The 14,578-nt window shown below is 43.0% G+C and carries 16 protein-coding genes; 12 read left to right on the forward strand and 4 right to left on the reverse strand.

Going from position 1 to position 14,578, the window contains the following annotated elements:
• Nucleotides 1-19: 19 nt before the first annotated feature.
• The gene (locus D7322_RS20840; RefSeq protein WP_121126165.1) at nt 20-2,398 is read right to left on the reverse strand and encodes a TonB-dependent receptor; all 2,379 of its coding nucleotides are present in this window, start codon (nt 2,396-2,398) and stop codon (nt 20-22) included.
• Nucleotides 2,399-2,665: 267 nt separating this feature from the next.
• Here D7322_RS20840 and D7322_RS20845 point away from each other — a divergent pair, with 267 nt between their 5' ends.
• Nucleotides 2,666-2,887 (forward strand): hypothetical protein, encoded by a 222-nt coding sequence (locus tag D7322_RS20845; RefSeq protein ID WP_121126166.1) that lies wholly within the window; start codon nt 2,666-2,668, stop codon nt 2,885-2,887.
• A gap of 54 nt (nt 2,888-2,941) precedes the next feature.
• On the opposite strand, the gene D7322_RS20850 is transcribed toward D7322_RS20845, so the two are convergent.
• Both D7322_RS20850 and D7322_RS20855 read right to left on the reverse strand, forming a co-directional pair.
• Entirely contained in the window at nt 2,942-3,391 is a 450-nt protein-coding gene (locus tag D7322_RS20850; RefSeq protein WP_147430508.1) for a hypothetical protein, read from the reverse strand.
• 126 nt (nt 3,392-3,517) lie between these two features.
• On the reverse strand, nt 3,518-4,123 hold the full coding sequence (locus D7322_RS20855) for a hypothetical protein (RefSeq protein WP_147430509.1): 606 nt from the start codon (nt 4,121-4,123) through the stop codon (nt 3,518-3,520).
• Between the two features lie 121 nt (nt 4,124-4,244).
• Between D7322_RS20855 and D7322_RS20860 the strand changes: the two genes are divergently transcribed.
• The 6 genes from D7322_RS20860 to D7322_RS20880 all read left to right on the forward strand — a co-directional run bounded on the left by D7322_RS20860 (nt 4,245) and on the right by D7322_RS20880 (nt 7,615).
• On the forward strand, nt 4,245-4,862 hold the full coding sequence (locus D7322_RS20860; protein WP_147430510.1) for a hypothetical protein: 618 nt from the start codon (nt 4,245-4,247) through the stop codon (nt 4,860-4,862).
• A complete protein-coding gene (locus D7322_RS29120) occupies nt 4,859-4,987 on the forward strand; it encodes a hypothetical protein (protein WP_262707656.1) in 129 nt (42 codons plus the stop codon). Before D7322_RS20860 ends, D7322_RS29120 begins: the two co-directional genes overlap by 4 nt.
• Before the next feature lie 204 nt (nt 4,988-5,191).
• Nucleotides 5,192-5,686: a hypothetical protein gene (locus tag D7322_RS20865; RefSeq protein ID WP_121126170.1), complete on the forward strand. Its 495-nt coding sequence runs from the start codon at nt 5,192-5,194 to the stop codon at nt 5,684-5,686.
• A gap of 104 nt (nt 5,687-5,790) precedes the next feature.
• Nucleotides 5,791-6,036, forward strand: coding sequence for a heavy-metal-associated domain-containing protein (locus D7322_RS20870; protein ID WP_121126171.1), 246 nt, complete (start codon nt 5,791-5,793; stop codon nt 6,034-6,036).
• A 67-nt stretch (nt 6,037-6,103) separates the two neighbouring features.
• Nucleotides 6,104-6,502: a helix-turn-helix domain-containing protein gene (locus D7322_RS20875; protein WP_121126172.1), complete on the forward strand. Its 399-nt coding sequence runs from the start codon at nt 6,104-6,106 to the stop codon at nt 6,500-6,502.
• A gap of 42 nt (nt 6,503-6,544) precedes the next feature.
• The gene (locus D7322_RS20880) at nt 6,545-7,615 is read left to right on the forward strand and encodes an iron-sulfur cluster-binding domain-containing protein (RefSeq protein WP_121126173.1); all 1,071 of its coding nucleotides are present in this window, start codon (nt 6,545-6,547) and stop codon (nt 7,613-7,615) included.
• A 10-nt stretch (nt 7,616-7,625) separates the two neighbouring features.
• Here D7322_RS20880 and D7322_RS20885 read toward each other — a convergent pair whose 3' ends face one another.
• Nucleotides 7,626-7,892 carry a hypothetical protein gene (locus D7322_RS20885; RefSeq protein ID WP_121126174.1) on the reverse strand — a complete coding sequence of 89 codons (267 nt, stop codon included), beginning with the start codon at nt 7,890-7,892 and terminating at the stop codon, nt 7,626-7,628.
• Nucleotides 7,893-8,092: 200 nt separating this feature from the next.
• Here D7322_RS20885 and D7322_RS20890 point away from each other — a divergent pair, with 200 nt between their 5' ends.
• The 5 genes from D7322_RS20890 to D7322_RS28800 all read left to right on the forward strand — a co-directional run bounded on the left by D7322_RS20890 (nt 8,093) and on the right by D7322_RS28800 (nt 14,547).
• On the forward strand, nt 8,093-8,668 hold the full coding sequence (locus tag D7322_RS20890; RefSeq protein WP_220700143.1) for a helix-turn-helix domain-containing protein: 576 nt from the start codon (nt 8,093-8,095) through the stop codon (nt 8,666-8,668).
• Between the two features lie 319 nt (nt 8,669-8,987).
• On the forward strand, nt 8,988-10,061 hold the full coding sequence (locus D7322_RS20900; RefSeq protein ID WP_121126176.1) for an efflux RND transporter periplasmic adaptor subunit: 1,074 nt from the start codon (nt 8,988-8,990) through the stop codon (nt 10,059-10,061).
• 6 nt (nt 10,062-10,067) lie between these two features.
• Entirely contained in the window at nt 10,068-13,169 is a 3,102-nt protein-coding gene (locus D7322_RS20905) for an efflux RND transporter permease subunit (protein WP_121126177.1), read from the forward strand.
• A 24-nt stretch (nt 13,170-13,193) separates the two neighbouring features.
• Nucleotides 13,194-14,045, forward strand: coding sequence for a TolC family protein (locus D7322_RS28795; protein ID WP_220700144.1), 852 nt, complete (start codon nt 13,194-13,196; stop codon nt 14,043-14,045).
• Nucleotides 14,011-14,547 carry a TolC family protein gene (locus tag D7322_RS28800; RefSeq protein ID WP_220700145.1) on the forward strand — a complete coding sequence of 179 codons (537 nt, stop codon included), beginning with the start codon at nt 14,011-14,013 and terminating at the stop codon, nt 14,545-14,547. The genes D7322_RS28795 and D7322_RS28800 overlap by 35 nt, the downstream gene beginning before the upstream one ends.
• The last annotated feature ends 31 nt before the right edge of the window (nt 14,548-14,578 follow it).

Below are 14,578 nucleotides of genomic sequence, written 5' to 3' on the forward strand. Positions count from 1 at the left end.
TCTGATATGGATTTAAAGCTTACAGATCAAATTGTATACCCAGATTTGCCATTGTTCCCGTTCCCTTGATGTAGTAGCGGCCTTCATTGGTCGCGCCACGTACCTCGGCATGGATGGGGTAATAATCCGCATTGAATAGATTATTTATAGAAAATAAAAAGGTGAACTTTTGATATTTGTATCTGGTTTGTACGTCGACAAGGTCATAACCCGAAATTGGGTATTTTCCATAGTTATAAGCTTCAGCCGGAAAAACATCCCTTCCACCCAAATGCAAGTATTGCAGATATACATTCCATTGTTCTGTCAACTTCACATCAGCATTTAAATTGATTTTGAACGGCGAAATAATTGAGTTGTCCAGCTTGTCTTTATAATTGCCCTCATTTTTCAAATCCTGGCGGCCATCCATATAGCCCAGTACTGTACCCAGGGACAACCATTTTACAGGTTTTACATTGGCGACAAACTCCAGCCCATAAATACGTTGCGGCACCTGAGAAAGTTCATAATTACCCGGTGTTGAAGTCTCGGCGAATGTAGTACCTTTCTTAGAAGTACTATAATAACCAGTCAGCTGATAGTCCCAAATGTCCAGCTTACCATTGAAACCCAATTCGAAATTATTAACGACAACGGGCTTGGGGTCGATCTGGCTCAACGGCACACCATTGCGCAGGATAAGGCCGACATCACCAATGGAATATCCCTGCGAAAATGAGGCAAAAGGCTGGGCGTAGTTATATTTATTATACCGGGTCGAAATGTTAAACACAAAGGCATCTGAATTATTATTTTCACCCGGAGTCAGTTTGCCATTTTTGGTCAGATCCCCGACTTTGAACCTTATATTTTCATAGCGTACCCCGCCTTTTAGAATCCAGTCAGTACCGATGTTTATTTTGCTCTGAAGGTAAAAGGCCAGGTTGTTCATGTTCATATCAGGCGTCACTAGCTCATCTTTCAGTGTTTTCTGTACCGTATGGTCTTTTAATAGATCCATGCCATAGATTAGGGACATTTTGGAGGATGCGTCCAGTTGAAATGGAGTGTTGAAATTTAGCCTTGCTCCTTTGTGATCCGAATAGTTTTGATTATAGGTTTCAAAGACCGTATTCATGTCTTCATAATACAGGCTCAAATTTGCAGCTGTCTTACCATATTGACCATCATACTTTACATGCAATGCTTTGTTGTAGGGTGTACCGCCATTGATGACTGTATCGGATGGAATACCGATTGCCGGCGATTCACCAAATTTACCTGTCGTGCCCACGTACTTGCTATCTTGCAGACTACGATAGTAGTTGCCCATAAACTCTAAACGATGATCCGGAGTGATCTGATAACCGATTTTAGCTAGCGCATTATAAGACTTTGTTTCACCCAGCCCATAAAACGGACTGGCCACCGCTGCATCTGAGCTTCGTACTACACCAGTACGCCCGATCTTGCCTTGGACGACATAATCCCATCGGTCGATCTGTCCGGAAAAGACCTGTGCAATATTGTAACCATAGGTTTCGCTTGGCTTGACCAGGTTCAGAGAATTATTGAGGTAAGTTGACGAATTCAGTTTTTTGCCCGTTTGAGGTTTTTTGGTGATATAGTTGATCACACCCCCTGCGGCACCATTACCATACATCGCTGTCGCACCATTGACCACCTCGATATGGTCTATTGCGCTGGCATCAATCGTACGCAGATCACGCCCCCCATTGCGCAAGGGAGTAGACTGCGGGATACCATCTATCAGTACCAGGAAATTACGGCCACGGATCTTGGCGATAAAATTATTCTGGCTTTCTTCGCTCGGTGAGATACTAGGCACTTTTTGCATCAGGATAGAAGGCAAATTATCGTTTATCTGGCGCTGTTGGTCAAGCACTTTACCTCCGATATAGGTGACCGAGGATGGCACTTCATCCATATGTTCCGCCAAGCGGCTGGCTGTGACGACTACCTCATCCAGATTACGTTGCTCTGCCGTCAGGGTAATCGTTCCGAGGCTATGCTGCGCATCAAGTAGTTCAATATCGCGGGATACACTGCCAAACCCTACCGCACTCAAGGTTAGGTGGTATTTCCCGTAATTGACATCTGTTAACTCGAAACGCCCCTCTTTGTCGGACTTGACACTTTTGACGCCATGTAGCCGAACATGTACGCTCGCTAAAGGAGCGCCTTGTGCATCGACCACCAGACCCACAACCGATCCCTTCTGTTGCATCTTATGAGCAGATAGATCATAATGAGATTTGCATTTAAATCCGAAATCCGTGGAGGCTGATGAAGATAACGAAAAAGAACAGCATAATAATGCGGCTGTGATTTTAGTCATGCCATACGGATTGACTTTTCTTGTTGGTAAAGGTGTGGTAGATAATTCTAGCGCCATTTAAATTCAAAATAATAACGGGGCCAAATATACATTATTTTAAATAAATCTAAATAACATGATTCGTTTTACGCGCAAATTCAAATAATTTTTTCTCATTTTGGTTCTTATATAAATTGTGGTTGGCTTTTTCGATCTGGATATAGCCATAGAATTATGATAAGGGCACCTGTTGTGTAAACTTTATCTGAAGGAAGCGCCGCGAAATTTAAACTAAATACAAGCGTAAAGAATGAGCGTATATTTTTGGTTCATCTTCGGCAGATTATGAAGCAACCGGACAAATCTATAAAAGCATTTTATGCGGCATTACAGCGAAACTTGAAAAAGATTCCCGATTTACGCAATAGCCTGACAACTGGAACTAAAAAGCATTATTACTTACCGACATCGAAAACTATTATTCCGCAAAACGCGCATTGCCGTCTTGTCAAAGTGCCCTGGGAAGAACATTGTCCTCGCTTGAGTATGGTTTATAAACAGGAATAATAATACCATGAAGGAAGGAACAGTAAAATTCTATAACCAATAAAAGGTTTCGGTTTATTTTCCATGATTGCGCATCGCTTTTATGGCCAGCGCCGCTGCCATTCCACCGATAATATACCAGGCGACGGTCATTATTTTTGTGCGTTCGGTCTTTTTTATCGGTTTGGCATCGAGTCCGGCCTGCTCCGGGATTGTCAATGTCGCCAGCCCGACGACTGTCCCGAGCAGCGCTCCGCGAAGAAGGGTATGTTTATCGCCGCCATAACCGATCATGCTGTATAACATCGCATTTGAAGCAACATCAGCACCAAAGGTAGCCGCTACTAGGGCATTTCCCTTTGGTGGTTCAAATCCGGCAGCACGCACCGTCTTTTTCATTGCCTCCTCACCTATTTCATCAATTGCCGGCGCTTTGGCATCAAATCTTTTTGCTGCGCTGTGGACCACATTGAGGATTATCGCTCCGATTAGTCCACCTAACATATTCTTGTTAAATACATTCATTTTATCTTCTATTAGTTCTCAACCTCCTGTACATTTGGAGGCGGATTACTTTAAGAACATCGGATGACGCAAAATAGTTCAGATTGTATCGCACTATACGGACCAGAGTGTATCTCCTATAAGAGTTTAAAAGGGCAGATATTTGTCGGGCAGCTGATCAGGTCTATATTGTTTTTTGAAGTTTACCTTCCAGCTAAATAACAGGAGTAACAGGAAACTGACAGCGAAGAACAGACTCCAACCATAGGATCCTATTTTCCAGGTAAGCGGCAACAAAATAAGGATAAATGACATCAGGATCCAGATCAGGATTTTTTTCCATGAGTTTCCATGGGTGAGGCTAATGGGATAACTTATGCCATGCCTACTGATGCGCTCGTGTAAAGCCGTCACAAAATTACTATAAGCCATCCTATTGGCTTTTACCGAGGCAATATCTATTTCGTTTGTCTTAGGACGTTCGAGTTCTTCTCCGTCCCTTTCGATAAAGAACGTCACGCTCTTAAGATGGATATGTTTCCTGTCTTTAAAATAAATATCGATGGTATGCCATGTAATATCCGAAAGCCCTAAATGAATTTTATGGATGTCTTCATAATAAAATTTATGTTGTTCTGTCAGACCATTTTTTGTCTGCACTTTACAGTATATGCTATCTTCGTGCAGATAACAGCTGATCCGTTTTCTGTTGCGGGCGATGTAATGATAGTATATGGGAAATGAATGCTGCATAACCTGTTTCGTTCGAAAATAATAAATATTATACATAACATCAATTCATTCCTTTTAAGATTCTTATCGCCTTTCATAAGGTTATCGGGTCTTTTGAGGAGTGCTGTTCAATGCCGATTTTGTGGATATTATTCCTACGGACCATGCAGTGAAACTTTTCTCGGAGGACATTATTGAGCTGATTGTTAATTTTTCGGATATCGCCCTGTGGAAATCTAAATTTCCTGAACAGAGTTGGATCCTGAAAGGTTTTTCCCTGATGACCCTTTTCGATGCCACGACGGAGAACGCTGTATCCAGCTTCAAAAGTAACTTGCTGCGTGAAGATACGCCTGCCCAGCTAGAAGAAATTCGGGACATATTCAGATCCATTTATAGAATAGACGATCTGCGGATCGGACTGACGCCATTTGAAAAAATCAGGGAAGACTTTAATCTGAGAATCGTCGAAAAACAGCTGTACAGCCACCTGCTTTATGAATCAACGATAGCCAAGTGTGAAGAAATGCTTTGTAATGAAACCTTAGAAAACATGCTTAAAACGCAAGGGCTTTTGGTTGTTCCGGATATTGGCCAGTGCTCGGCATCCACCCCGATCTCCATCCATTTCAAAATGGATGAAAAACAGTTTGATATCGACGGATCCTACAACGTCCGTTACGAAATTGCTAAAAAACGCATCGACAAAGCCAAAATAAAAGGGTCTATTCTCATGTACATGAAGAAAACGAGTATTTGAATTATATCAATTTGTTGCAGCACAAAGACTTATTGAACGATGATGTCGAAAAATTAGAGGAGGAGGATTTACAGGGTCTGATCGGTCTCAAAGCCATCCGTTTTGGGGTTCCGGGCATAAGATAAATTATCGGGACCTTCAGATGTAGTTCCACCAACAATATACCAAAAGACATAGAGACATTTTTCCGAAAAACAAAATCTTACAAATCACCTCAACAATTCCATAGGCGAAATTTTGTTAGTATTGCGAATTTTACCTGTGATTAAACTTGTTATACCTCAGGTTTCTGACAGGATTAATTTCAACTGTATTAACGGAAATTTCTTATGGATAAAAATGATATAAAAAATACGAATCTCGTTAGGAAGTCAATAACACATACCAAGGCGCTTTTATCAACCAGAAAAATCCGCCAGCTCAAAGTATCCGATCTTATTTCAGCATTGAATCTCTCCAGAAGTAAGTTCTTTCGTTTCTTTGGAAATATGAATATCATTTTGGAGCTGGTCATCTCAGAGGAGCTTGAGCGCAGTTATGAGCTTATTGCGCGTACTCTTTTGGCAGGTCCGGACAATCCGCATCTGATAGCCGAGCTCAATCTTCTTCGGGCAATCTATTTCAGGAAGAATAGCATACTTTATAATTATTACAACGGCATATTTTCCCTGCCCAAAAGATATGCTACGTTAATACAGGCCGTCACAACAAAAGAGCAACAATTGTATATGAGTATCTTGTCAAAACAAAAGAATCATATGGCAGCTGACCACAGCCGGATAAAACTACTGCCATTATTTCAAGATAAGACAATCAACCAATAGTCGCCATCCTTGCATATCAGTAAATTTCACAACTCTTATACGGAATACCATAGTAATTCCCCGATATGTAATCAGGAAATTTGTAGGACTAAAACAAATTCAAGATGAAAAATGTAACATTGAGCATACCCGATATGCAGAGCACACACTGTCAAGCAAGAGTGAACGCTGTGATCAACACGTTTGAGGAAGTTAAAATTGAAAAATTGGAAGCAGGAAAGCTTACTGTCTTAATTGGACGCAATGAAATCGAAGAAGAACTGCTGTCCGCGATCAAGAACGCAGGTTATACTGTAATTGCCGAGCGTAATGAAAATTCTTCAAGCTGCACAACAGGCTGTTGTGGTTAGTGCCTAGAAGTGTGAATTTAATAGGAATTCTTGCGAAAGACTCTTTTTATTAAAAGTTATGATAAATATGTACAATTCAGATGAATGGCCGAATATGATAATGAAAGTTTATCATGTAGCGGAGCAGATCATTCAATCGCAATTGGAAACCGGAAAATCCGTCCAATTTGCACTGGAACTTAGCCACGAACTAAAAACAGATTATCAGGAGTTGAACAGTCTGTTCCTTGCCCGATGTGATATGAGTCTGGAAGCGATTTTTCTTAAACAGATTGTCGAGAAAGTTAAAGAGCTGCTTGTGTATACTGAGCAGCCTCTTTCACAGATCGCAAAAGCACTAGGCTACGAAACATCAAATGACCTATCGGAGCAATTAATGCACTATACCGGGTTAACATCAGCACACTTCAAGCGTATTCGAAAAATCAAACTTGAGAACATCAGTCGGCAGCAGAACAAAATATAGCTGATTGGCACTTATGAACATGGTCACACAAGGAATCATAACATGAAAAAATATATCTGGCATACACATACAATTGTAAAGGAAACAGACGATACCGTAACAATATCCTTCGATACAAGGGGGCATCCTATGGCCTATCTGCCCGGACAGTACCTGAATGTCCGATTTAATTTCAACGGCGAATCACTCATACGGCCTTATTCATTGAGTTCCATACCCTCAGATCACTATCCGGCGATTACGGTTAAAAAGGTTAAAGGCGGTAAGGTAAGTTCCTATATTGTAGATCATGCAGCGAATATTGGGACATGGAATATAGAGGGACCATTTGGGAATTTTATTTTGGATCAAAAGATAGCAGATCGACAGCAGGTTGTTCTGCTGGCAGGGGGAAGCGGTATTTCACCATTATTTTCGATGTTGAAGAGTATCGGCGTTATAAATCATACTCCCTTATTGATTTACAGTAGCAAATCACCGGAACAGACTATTTTCCGGAATTCATTAGCATCACTTGAAGCGGATCGCAGGCTGGATATTTTCTATTCTTTTACGGATCCGGAATTTGTTTCCACAAAAATAAACCATATCCCCGGGAGGTTTTCTTTACTTGTGCTCCGGTCGGTTGTCAAAAGGCTTGTTCCGGAACTTAATGACACGCAATACTATATCTGTGGTCCGGTTGCGTTGATGGATCTCTACCGGGATGCACTGATAGGCCTGAAAATTCCGGAGGAAAATATCCATATGGAATATTTCAGCGCGATATCCGGAAATGCGGTCAATTTTGAAAGCGGTGGCTGCACTAATGAGGTTATCGTCACACATTTCGAGGATACTTATGTCAGTGATGAAATACAGACGTTTGAATGTACTTCTCTTATCAGCGTTAAATCGGGGCAATCGTTATTGGAGGCCATGAAGATACATGATATCAATGTAGCAAGTTCTTGCAACAACGGAACTTGCGGTGCATGCTGGGCGGTCAAAACAGCGGGTACAATTCATATGCTCCGTCATGATGCGTTGCCCGAGCAGGATATTGCAGCGGGAATAATATTGCTCTGTCAAAGTTATCCCCAAAATGGGGATGTATGTGTTACTCTACAGTAACACATACGGCTCAAAAATTTTCCTTCAACAGTTCCTTAAGATTCCGATGCTGCAGACACAGTTCCGTATACATCATTTTCAACCTGTTGTTCTCCTCGTTCAAATTCACCAGTACCGCCAGAATATCCGTTGCGACATCCTTATATTTATCTTTCAATTCGTAAACCGTTGCGCCATATACCCCATATTTATCAAAAAGCTCCAAGCCACTTTTTCCCGAATTATAGTCTTTCAGCACCTTGCTGATCTGATGTTCATTAATTGCTCTGTTATTCATCTTGCTAACCTATTATTATCTGTTTCAAAGTTCCGAAAGATCAATGGGGCCGGCTATATATTTTTCCCCCCTTTATGTTATAACATTTTATGTAGCCAAAAGGAATAACCTAAAATTTCGCAAATCTAAGATGGAATATCATATAATCATATTTAGCACAAATGCTGAATTTTAACTGAATAAAAAAGAGGGACAAATGCATGATGAAAACTGTGACTCTGTTAATAAAAGGAATGGTGTGCTATAGATGCATATACGTACTGGAAAGAGAAATGACGATTCTAGGTTTTGAGGTCCTGGACATTATGCTGGGACAAGTCGTACTAAGGGCTACAGATGATTTTCCGCAAAAGATGGATACAATGGAACTGATGCTGAAAGGAAACGGCTTCGAATTACTTTACGAAAAAAAACAGAAGATAGTCAATGGTATAAAAGAGTATGTTGAAAAAGGTATCGACATGCAGTTAGCGAGTGGGGTCCCGACCCGGTTTGCCACCTTGATCAGCGATCAGCTAAACAAGCAATACGATACCCTGAGCGCCCTATTTTCGTCGACTGAAGGTATAACGCTTGAAAAATATATTATTTTTAGGAAACTCGAAAAAGTAAAACAATTGTTGATTTACACCGAAATGTCCCTGACAGAAATTGCCTATGCCATGGGGTACAGCAGTCAGGCATACTTATCCAACCAACTAAAAAAATACACAGGCTTCACGTCTGGCCATTTTAAACAGGCTAGGAATTCAACCGAGCTACTGAAACACCAGTAGCTCGCCTTGTTTATACTCCCCTACGTTTATACATCCTACCTGTGCATTTAATCTATTAACGACAAAGAGAGCTTTACCTTCTGATGCGCGGGCAATATATCTTAGCTGGCATCTGCCAGCATCCGAGAGGGTATCGGAGTTGCCGTGAAAATCAGTAAATCTTATAAATCGAATAAGGAGTTGCATACGCTTCGCCTGAATGAGTATCATCAATTTTGTATTCGGGTAAACCACCGGCGCAATGCCGGGAAAATTCCAATGATCAATCGATAAAAATAGTAGCGTTCAATCATTTATTGCACAATTAAAAAGCAAGACCATGTTATACAAATTAACAAAATCCAGAACGGGCATGTTCGTTCCCTTACTGGGTATTATACTAATAGCCTGTGAGAGCAAGGCTGAAAAAACAGCCGCGGTATCGACCGGAACCAAGACTGATGTCACCAGGTTACCTGTCGATATACTGATCGCGCAGGAGGAGGAACTCCGTCAGGATGAGACCGTCATAGGAACCATGATTCCTTATCGGGAAGTTTCCATTGTGAGCGAATTGCCTCAAAAAATTGTCCGGGTCGCATTTCAGGACGGTAGCTACGTGGAGCAGGGATCCATACTTTATATTCTCAATGATACCGATATCAGGGCACGTCTCAATCAGGTCGGCGCTGAATTGGAGCTGGCAAAACTGAATAAAGAGCGGTTACAGAACCTATTGAAAACCGAAACGATAAAACAACAGGAATACGACGAGGCACTTATGCATTTTCGCTCTTTGACCGCCCGTCAGGAACTGCTTCGTGTAGAACTGGCCAAGACTATAATCAGAGCTCCATTCTCCGGAAAAATCGGTATTTCAAAAGTGCATGCGGGCGCCTATGTCATACCGGGGACAGCGCTGGTTACCCTGCAGGATCAGATCAGCCTCAAGATTAGCTTTTCTATTTCCGAGAAGCATCTGCCTTTGATCAATAAGGGGACAAAAGTGCGCTTCACCACAGCTTTGTCCACAGCACAACTCGAGGCGACCGTGCTCGCCACGGAGCCGGGACTGGATGCTTCGGGCCGCAGTCTGGAAGTGCAGGCACGCGTAGATAATTCCGATAAAAAATTCAGGCCGGGTATGTCCGCCAAAATACATTTTGACAGCAATGGAAAAGATGCTAAAGGCGTCAAGGTACCCACAGAGGCCCTTATGCCCGGTGACGGGGGATACAATGCCTTTGTTATCGTCGACGGAAAAGCAAAGCCTGTTGCAGTCACTATCGGTACCCGCACGGAAGCGGATGCCGTTATCACATCCGGTCTGAGTACCGGAGACAGTATTATCGTGTCCAATATGTTGCGTATTACGGATGGTACCCCCGTAGAAGCCATTATTCCAACTAAATAAGATGCCATGAGTATATCGTCACTAAGTATAAAAAAACCCGTACTGGCGGGAGTATTTTCTCTTTTGTTGGTCATATTGGGAATTGTTGGATGGAAACAGTTGGGTGTGCGGGAGTTTCCGCTGACTGAACCTCCTGTCATCTCCGTGATTACATTCTATCCAGGGGCGAGCCCGGATGTCATTGCCTCTAAACTTACACGTCCCATGGAGGAGTCTATTGCCGAAGCCGGCGGAATCCGGACGATCTCTTCAGAATCCCGTGAGCAGGTCAGTGTTATTTCGGTCGAATTTGACCGCCAGACAGACATTGAGGATGCGTTAAATGATGTCAGGGATAAAGTGGCCAAATCCCGGAAGCAGCTGCCGGCAGATGTAGATCCACCTATTGTGCAAAAAGCCTCTTCCGCAGACAACCTGGTTGCCTTCCTTGAAGTGGAAAGTGATACAAAAGATATCAAAGAGGTCAGCCATATTGCATCCACAGTGATCAAAGACAGGATGCAGTCGATTCCGGGAATCAATAACGTTGCTATCGTCGGTGAGCATAAATACGCCATGCGACTCCGGTTCGACCCAGTTAAATTAGCTTCCTATCAGCTTACCCCCGAAGATGTGAGACGGGCCTTGCTCAGAGAAAATATTGACCTGCCCTCGGGTCGCATCGAAGGCAACCATAGTGAATTGAGCGTCCGGACACTCGGACGCCTCAACAGTGCAGCAGATTTTAATGAGATGCTGATCAAAAAAGCCGGCAATAGCGTTATCAAGCTGAGGGATATCGGTGTGGCAGAGCTCGGTGAAATGAACGAACGTACCGCCATTATCAATGAGACAGGCAATCTGAACCGAGTCGGTATCGGTGTTGCGATCCAGATTCAACGTGATGCCAATGCCATAGAGGTAGTGGACGAATTTTACAAGCGCCTGGCCCAGCTCAAAAAAGATATACCTTCCGATTATCGTCTTATTGTAGGATTTGATTTCACGCACTCCGTTCGTGAATCCATCAAAGAGGTAGAAGAAACCCTATTTATAGCATTCGGATTGGTGGTGCTTATTATTTTTCTTTTCCTTCGGGATTGGCGTTCAACCATTATTCCGGTATTGGCCATACCGGTATCTATCCTATCTGCATTTTTCATTATGTATATTGCCGGTTTTTCCATTAACATACTTACACTTTTGGGACTCGTGCTTGCAATAGGACTTGTGGTCGATGACGCTATTGTTGTACTGGAGAATATTTACAAGAAAATCGAAGAAGGAATGTCCCCGATTCAGGCGGCCTTTAAAGGTTCCAAAGAAATTTATTTTGCGGTGATTTCAACCACAATTACCCTGGCGGCGGTATTCTTACCTATTGTATTTATGGGAGGTATCAGCGGTCAGCTCTTTCTCGAGTTTGCTATCGTCGTTTCCGGATCCGTCTTGGTTTCCGCTTTTGTGGCCTTGACATTGACGCCGATGCTGAGTGCATATTTCCTCAAAAAGAAAGCCGGTCCGGGCTGGTTCTATCGCGTGACCGAACCTTTTTTCATACGTTTAAATAATGGTTATACGCAATTGCTGGTTCTTTTTATGCGAGCACGTTGGCTCGCCTGGCTATTTCTGGCCGTCACTACGGGACTGATCTATTTCATTGGTAAACAATTGCCATCTGAACTTGCTCCTGTAGAAGACCGCTCCAATATGAACCTGATTGCAGTTGCTCCGGAGGGAGTTTCTTTCGAGTACATGAAAAAGAATATGATCGAGGTCGGTAAGTATGTAAATGACTCCACCGATGGCTTGTACCAGACCTATTCCATGGTGGCCATTTCCTTTATCCCTGCTCCTGCCCCGGTGAATGTCGCGGTGCAAAGTATCTATCTAAAAGACCCCAAAGAAAGGAAAGTATCAATACAGGATCTGTATAACCAATATGGTGCCGCATCAGGCAATTTCCGGGGTTTCCTCCTATTTCCCTATCTCCCGCCAACCATCGGTACGCGGTATGGCGGAGGTATGCCCGTCCAATTTGTATTGCAGGCGCAAAATCTTGACAGCCTGACTGCTGTGTTGCCTAAATTCTTGGGTGCGGTACGTCAGAGCAAAAAACTGATGTTTGCCGATTCGGATCTTAAAATAAACAAGCCGGAGGTGAAAATAACGGTAGATCGGGAGAAAGCCGCGCTGATGGGTGTATCCATTGAAGAAGTCGCCCGCACCCTACAGCTATCCCTTTCAGGGCAACGTTATGGGTATTTCCTTCGCGACGATCGACAATATGAAGTGATCGGACAGTTGTCACGTCCTTACAGAAATGATATCAATGACTTAAATGGTATTTATGTGCATTCAACAACCGGCCAGATGATCCCGTTGAGCAACCTGATTACCACGAAAGAAGCGGTAAGTCCGGCGGCTATTTACCGATACGATCAATACACTTCCGCTACCATATCTGCCGCACCCATGCCGGGTGTAAGCCTTGCTGAGGCTATACAGGAGATCGAAAAAATAAAAGCCGATGTGTTAGGTGAAAATTTCAAGTCCTCCTTAGCGGGGCAGTCCCGCGATTTCAGTGAAAGTCAAGGCAATATCACCTTCACACTGATACTGGCGCTCCTGCTCATCTATATGATATTGGCCGCCCAGTTTGAAAGCTTAAGAGATCCGCTCATCATTATGCTTACCGTACCAATGGCAGTAACGGGAGCGATCCTCAGCCTGCACTGGTTTGGTCAGAGCTTAAATGTGTTTAGCCAGATCGGTATCATTACACTCGTTGGACTCATCACCAAGAATGGTATTCTAATCGTTGAGTTTGCCAATCACCTTAAAGATACCGGTCTTTCAAAGTATGATGCTGCAATTACTGCGGCTGAACAACGTTTTCGTCCGATATTGATGACTTCGCTGGCCATGATATTCGGTGCTTTGCCTATCGCACTGACGGCAAACAGCCGCCAGTCTTTAGGTATTGTCATTGCCGGCGGGCTTGTGTTCTCCGGTATACTCACATTATTCATTATTCCGGCCGTCTACTCCTACCTGTCAAGTAATAAGCGCAGGGAAGTCATTGTCGAAGCAGATACCGAAAGGCTACATGAAAACGCAACGCACTAATTATCAATCCCAAAGTTCATTATCATGAGAAGAACAGTATATACATGTATTATCACGCTGCTGCTGTACGGAGGCAAGTTGCATGCGCAGCATAAAGCGCTATCCCTGTCCGCTGCACTGGAAATCGCAGAGAAAGGAAATAGAACAGTACAGGCACAGCTATTGGAGGAAATACACGCGACAGCACTTACAAAGGAAAGTAAAGGAGCACTGCTGCCCACCATTTCAGCAAATGTATCCTATTCCTATTACTTTGACCGACAAACAATATTTCTACCAGGTTATTTTGCAGGCACCAGTAAACCCGTGCAAGAGGTGGCTGTTGGTGGAAAAAATGCATTTAATGGCATGCTAACCTTATATCAACCTATTTTTGCGACCGATCTCAATAGACAAAAGAAAACAGCACTGATCAATGAGCAGATCGAACGTCAAAAAACAGCCGACCTTAAAAGCAAGGTTGCGCTTCGGGTTTCAGTAGATTATCTTAACATTTTGATTATGAGTGAGCAGCTAGCGTTATTTGAACAAAACCTGCTCCGAAATATCAGATCTCTGAATGATGCCCGCTCCCTATTTGTACAAGGCAGGGCACTGAAATCCGATACTTTGCGCAGTTTTATTGAGGTGGAAAACATCAGGTCATCTGTTTCGTATCTAAAAAACAGTATCAATGTTTCACTTATCGAATTAAAAAGATTAATTGGAATGGATGAATCCCAAAACATTGTATTGAGCGATAAACTGGAATTTAGCGGCCAGCACGACCCCCATCTGTTGGACGAGCTATTGAAAACTGCAGTACAAAACCGGAAGGATCTCGCTATCAAACAACTTCTCATTGATCTTCAGCAGAAAAAAAAAGGAGGCCCATGAGGCCGGACTAATGCCCAGACTGGCCCTGGTAGGTCAATATCAGGCACAGGCACAGGCAGATAATATCCGGCTGGGAGACTATGCCTGGCCCAGGACCTCATTTTTGGGATTGCAGCTTTCCATACCGATTTTCAACGGCAACAGGACGCGATCACAAATCACTCAGGCGAATATTAAATTAAAACAGGAGCAGATACGCTTAGACGATTTTAGAGATGAGATCAAAACCCAGCTGGCCACGATCATCAGCAAATGGGAAGAAGCCATTGCGCAATTGGAAATACAAAAAACAACCGTCAGTTCAGCAGAACTTAACTATCAGATGAACGAAGACCGTTTTAAAAATGGCTTAGGTTCACGCCTTGAGCTGACGGATGCTGACCTGGCACTAACACAGGCACGGATAAATCGTCTACGGGCCACATACAATCTGAGAATGCTCCATACCGAAATGCAACATGCCCTGGGACTGCTGGATCTGCATTCAAAAACAGACCATTAAATTTTACACCGATCATTAAAAGAAAACTACA

It is taken from the genome of Sphingobacterium puteale (genome assembly GCF_003627955.1).
Lineage (GTDB): Bacteria > Bacteroidota > Bacteroidia > Sphingobacteriales > Sphingobacteriaceae > Sphingobacterium > Sphingobacterium puteale.

Excerpts from the sequence above, each read along its gene's own strand:
- D7322_RS20840 (WP_121126165.1), bottom strand. The coding sequence starts at position 2,398 with ATGGCGCTAGAATTATCTACCACACCTTTACCAACAAGAAAAGTCAAT.
- D7322_RS20845 (WP_121126166.1), top strand. The coding sequence starts at position 2,666 with ATGAAGCAACCGGACAAATCTATAAAAGCATTTTATGCGGCATTACAG.
- D7322_RS20850 (WP_147430508.1), bottom strand. The coding sequence starts at position 3,391 with ATGAATGTATTTAACAAGAATATGTTAGGTGGACTAATCGGAGCGATA.
- D7322_RS20855 (WP_147430509.1), bottom strand. The coding sequence starts at position 4,123 with ATGCAGCATTCATTTCCCATATACTATCATTACATCGCCCGCAACAGA.
- D7322_RS20865 (WP_121126170.1), top strand. The coding sequence starts at position 5,192 with ATGGATAAAAATGATATAAAAAATACGAATCTCGTTAGGAAGTCAATA.
- D7322_RS20870 (WP_121126171.1), top strand. The coding sequence starts at position 5,791 with ATGAAAAATGTAACATTGAGCATACCCGATATGCAGAGCACACACTGT.
- D7322_RS20875 (WP_121126172.1), top strand. The coding sequence starts at position 6,104 with ATGTACAATTCAGATGAATGGCCGAATATGATAATGAAAGTTTATCAT.
- D7322_RS20880 (WP_121126173.1), top strand. The coding sequence starts at position 6,545 with ATGAAAAAATATATCTGGCATACACATACAATTGTAAAGGAAACAGAC.
- D7322_RS20885 (WP_121126174.1), bottom strand. The coding sequence starts at position 7,892 with ATGAATAACAGAGCAATTAATGAACATCAGATCAGCAAGGTGCTGAAA.
- D7322_RS20890 (WP_220700143.1), top strand. The coding sequence starts at position 8,093 with ATGATGAAAACTGTGACTCTGTTAATAAAAGGAATGGTGTGCTATAGA.
- D7322_RS20900 (WP_121126176.1), top strand. The coding sequence starts at position 8,988 with ATGTTATACAAATTAACAAAATCCAGAACGGGCATGTTCGTTCCCTTA.
- D7322_RS20905 (WP_121126177.1), top strand. The coding sequence starts at position 10,068 with ATGAGTATATCGTCACTAAGTATAAAAAAACCCGTACTGGCGGGAGTA.
- D7322_RS28795 (WP_220700144.1), top strand. The coding sequence starts at position 13,194 with ATGAGAAGAACAGTATATACATGTATTATCACGCTGCTGCTGTACGGA.